Source organism: Pirellulales bacterium (genome assembly GCA_036490175.1).
GTDB lineage: Bacteria > Planctomycetota > Planctomycetia > Pirellulales > JACPPG01 > JACPPG01.
Genome location: DASXEJ010000037.1, coordinates 1 through 3654 on the forward strand (window position 1 = coordinate 1; position 3654 = coordinate 3654).

General features: G+C 59.0%; 5 protein-coding genes. All 5 read right to left on the reverse strand.

Translation table 11 applies throughout. From position 1 onward, the window contains the following. A partial coding sequence (locus VGG64_03110) for a hypothetical protein (GenBank protein HEY1598561.1) occupies positions 1-232 on the reverse strand: 232 nt, incomplete at its 3' end. Positions 233-235: 3 nt separating this feature from the next. Further along, entirely contained in the window at positions 236-1732 is a 1497-nt protein-coding gene (locus VGG64_03115; protein HEY1598562.1) for a TraM recognition domain-containing protein, read from the reverse strand. Further along, on the reverse strand, positions 1732-2586 hold the full coding sequence (locus VGG64_03120; protein HEY1598563.1) for a ParB/RepB/Spo0J family partition protein: 855 nt from the start codon (positions 2584-2586) through the stop codon (positions 1732-1734). Before VGG64_03120 ends, VGG64_03115 begins: the two co-directional genes overlap by 1 nt. Before the next feature lie 54 nt (positions 2587-2640). After that, a complete protein-coding gene (locus VGG64_03125) occupies positions 2641-2970 on the reverse strand; it encodes a DUF1232 domain-containing protein (protein ID HEY1598564.1) in 330 nt (109 codons plus the stop codon). Positions 2971-3017: 47 nt separating this feature from the next. Then, positions 3018-3654, reverse strand: a 637-nt coding sequence (locus tag VGG64_03130; GenBank protein HEY1598565.1) for a hypothetical protein, incomplete at its 5' end; no start/stop codon positions are given.

The following is a 3654-nucleotide window of genomic DNA, read 5'->3' on the forward strand; positions in this document are numbered from 1 at the left end:
GCATCGCGAGCCAATAGAAGGTGAACTGCCGCAGCACGAGATGCCGTGGGTACGCTGCCATGTAGATAAAGAGGATCAAGAAGGCCACGACGCCGTTACGCCCCAGTGCCTCGCGGCCGAAATTGCGCCGCACGAAAAGCGTGACGCAGGTGGCATGACCGCTGACGATCACGTACAGGAGATTGACGACGCCGCGCATAGCGACGAAGGGATGCTGATGCGAGTTGTGCATAGTTCACCTTTGACGGAAGGCCATTCGTAACCAACTCTCGCCGTTGGAAAATCTTTCGCCCGAACGCACCACAATGCCGTCGCAGACGTAGCCCGCTTTGCGCCCGCCGGTCCGCAGGCCGTTCATGAATTCGTTGGTTTGTAGGATCGGCTGATATTGCGTGTTGAAAGTGGAGGTGAATTGGCCGTAGCTCATGATCTCGTCAAAGATGTCGCCTGCCGGCTGCATCGAGCCCCCCATGAGCGTCTCCAGACGCTGTCCGATCAGCCCACTAGCCCACATGGCCGTTTCCATATCCCCCAGGGCGTGAAAAATACGATGGCCAAAATTCGCCAAGAGCGCCTGCGCCTGATGACGCCCTTCTCCTCCGCCCAAGGCCGTATGAAACGAGTGCAGTGATTGGCAGAGATAGACTAGGCAGCCTAAGTGCGAGCGGCATTGCGAGACGTAGTGCTGATCCATGCTGTTGGTGAACTGCGCGGCTTCGTCGCACCAGATCACGTTGATCGGGTCCTTTGGTTTCGCGCGCCGACGGAGAATGGACTTTTGGGCCAGGTACTTCCAGCCGGCGTTGACGAAGTTGCCCATGTCGCCATAAGTGGCCGGTGGCATATTGATGAGAATCCACTTGCGCTGCAGCATGTCGTCCGGACCGACATTCGTGGTGGTCGATATCAGCTCCCGCACCAGGCCCGTGTTGAATGTGTGCAGGATGCCCAAGACGCCGGTCATAATTGAAGAACGGGTTCGGTCGGACATCGAGGGGACTTCGCCGAACCAGTAGTCACTGGCCAACTGAAAGTCGTGCGCGTCGAACTTTGATTTGCGCGCGCCGCAGGCGTTTTCCATGCACCGGCAGTGGAACTTACTCTTCCAGGCCAGCTCATGAAGTTGCGCCGGATTCTCGGCGGCCGTCACGATGAACTCTTGCAAATCTGGTGCGTTGACGGTGCCTGTGGCCAGCTTTACGGGCCCGACGGCGTTGTAGATCATCCGTTCCTGTTCGCGCTCCCAGAAATCGGCATTCTCGCCGCGACGGCTATCGGCTGAGCGCAAGGTTTCGCCAATCGTAGTAATGCACTTCGTAATTTCCCGAGTGTGACCACCGTGGCGCATCGCCTCAGCCAGAAAATTGAATCGCAGCTTCCCCTCCGGCTCGAATATCAAGAGATCCTTGCTACGGCCGGCCTGGGCAAAAATCTTCCGCCACAGCACTACGTCCTCGCCCGGTTTGGCGGCACAGATCAAGCCGCCGGAATTGCGATAATTCACAATGGCTTGCGCCAATATCCGGCCGGACGAACTCGTCTTGCCGGAGCCCACGCGCCCCACGATGCACACCCCGCCGTTGATCAGATCTCGGACGGTAAAGGAGTCTTTTTTTGTCCAGCGGAACAGTGGCGCGTCGAGGTTTCCCTTGCGCGGCTGCCGGCGGCGAACGATCAGCCATAAGAGGCCGCAAGCGGCCACGCAGGCGGCCATGATCTGGTTCTCATCCATCACGACACCTCCTGGACGATAGGCGGTGCGGCTTTCGCTTCGGCCCGTGCCTCTTCGCGCATCAGGCGGCATGCCATTGCCAGATCAGCAATACCGCGCGAGCGCAGCTTGCGAATCCTGGCTAGCACCGACGACAGGGCATCGACCATGCGATCGAGCGTCAGATCGCTGCCGACGACAGTAACCAAGTCGCCCCCGGCCAGAAGCGCGGTGGCGCGATTCGAGCCGACGGTGGGCTTGCGCAATTTTGCGGGACGGTCAGTTTTGACGTCCCTGGCCAGTGCATCGCGCGAGAGTTGGCCGTTCACCAGTTGCGCCACCAGCTCGGAGCGCTTCTCGGGATCGTCGACCTGCTTAAGTAAATAGCCAGCACTTTCCGGAATCTCGCCGGCATTGATCTTTGCCTGGATCGATTCTGGAAGTTCCAGAATCGCCAATAACCGGGTCACGGTGGCACTGGAGATGCCGCACTTGCCGGCGGCTTCCCTCGCCGGCCAACCGGTGGCGTCCATCAAATGCCTGATAGCTCGCGCCCGTTCACAGGGCGTGAGTCCCGCACGCTGCAGATTGGCGACCAGTTGCCGCTGCAGGATCTCTCCCTCACAGAGGGTCTTTTCTTCCACGATGACCGGCACTTCGGCCAGCTTGATCAGCCGCGCCGCTCGTAGACGCCGCTCTCCGTCGACTACGATAAAGCGCTCGTCGACCGAGCGTATACGGAGTGGCTGTTGCAGGCCGATTTCCTGGATGCTTCGCGCCAGGCCGACCAGCGATTGTTCGGCAAATGTAGCGCGGACCTGTGGTTCGAACTCGATCTTATCCGTCGGCACGTATTGAATCGCTTCGCGTGACATGAGATTTGCTTCCTGAGGGATCGCGGTTCCGAAACGACGGGCAAACGGCCGGCCTCATGCCGCCCGCTGCTCCGCCGCGGCTGCCTCTTCTTTCTCGAAGGCCGCCTTTTCCTTGCCGGCCTTCCAGGCGGCCTTGGCTGCTTTGAATCCGACGATCGCCGCCATGATGTCGTCGATGAACCCAACCGGAAAAAGGACGTCTGGAATTGGGTCAATCGGCGACACGACCCATGCTCCGCATAAGAGCGCTGTGGCCCAGCCACAGATTTGCACAAGTGACGAGCGCAACGGGCTCTTGGGTAGATGGGCAAGGACGATTAGCGAGACGAACAACAGCGTGCCACAGCCGAAGAAGAACCGAATTGTCGAGAAGAAGCCGTCCACACGTAACTCCGAAGACAAAAGGGGTTGTTGTGTACAAGAAAGTTGTCCTAGACGTGCTGTCGCGCTTGCCGAAACCGCTGCGCCCGGCCGGGTGTGTCATCGCGCACCAGTTCGTTGCCGCAATCCATGCAGCGCAAGTTGACCTGCGTTGCCGCGCGAATGTTGACACAGCCACACGTCCACTTTTTGAGCTTGGCCGTGCTCGCGCCGGCGATGGCCACCGGCTGCACTTCGTCGATCGGTATATCGACGCCAAAGCGCACCAGCAGCTCTTTAAAACGGCTATGGGCCTGGTAGCCGGTCACGCCATGCCGGTCGACGATCAAACCCAGATCCTGTGCCTTCGTGCGAAATTGCACGTTGTGGTAATTCCCTTGGCCTGGACTTCCGTGGCATTGCTGCCAGCCATGCAAGAGTTCGTGCAGGAGGGTACCCAGCACCTCCCAGAGCGGGCGGCTGCCATCGAGATAGATCGAATTGAAAGCGATTTCGCCACGTAGGCCGAACTTGTTATGTCCGTAGCGAAACTGCGCATAGCGGTTACGAGATAGCTTTTCGATACAAAGGACGATTTCTGGAATGTCGAGTTTAAACTCGACAACGTATCTTCCCGCCCACGTCTGAAGCTCGGCTACGATCCCTTGTCCGTACCACGCCTCGTCTCTTTGATGCTGGGCCAGCGTT

Bases quoted from the DNA above. Each gene is read 5' to 3' on its own strand.
- VGG64_03120 (HEY1598563.1), bottom strand. From the start codon at position 2,586: ATGTCACGCGAAGCGATTCAATACGTGCCGACGGATAAGATCGAGTTC.
- VGG64_03115 (HEY1598562.1), bottom strand. From the start codon at position 1,732: ATGGATGAGAACCAGATCATGGCCGCCTGCGTGGCCGCTTGCGGCCTC.